The following is a 280-nucleotide window of genomic DNA, read 5'->3' on the forward strand; positions in this document are numbered from 1 at the left end:
GTCACGAGGGTCGCGCCGCCTAGGGCCGCCACGGGCATTTGCCGGCGCAGGTTCGAACCAACCATCAAGCGGGCAGCATGTGGGACGATGAGCCCGGCGAAGCCCAAGACCCCAGCCGCGGCGACTCCCGCTGCGCCGAGGATAACGGCCAAAGCTATTGCTATTAGGCGCCACATCTTGGCGTTCACTCCAATGCCGGCCATGGTGGAATCATCCAGTGCGAGCATATCCAGGTGTTTTGCCACCACCATCGCGGCGGTTAGGGCGAGAAGGATAAAGG

1 protein-coding gene is annotated in these 280 nt (G+C 62.9%); it reads right to left on the reverse strand.

Going from position 1 to position 280, the window contains the following annotated elements; genetic code table 11:
* Window positions 1-280: iron chelate uptake ABC transporter family permease subunit (locus ACTHSW_RS10880; RefSeq protein ID WP_440373925.1), on the reverse strand; the 280-nt coding region annotated here is incomplete at both ends.

It is taken from the genome of Neisseria sp. P0008.S004, from assembly GCF_051962755.1.
Taxonomy (GTDB): Bacteria; Pseudomonadota; Gammaproteobacteria; order Burkholderiales; family Neisseriaceae; genus Neisseria; species Neisseria subflava_A.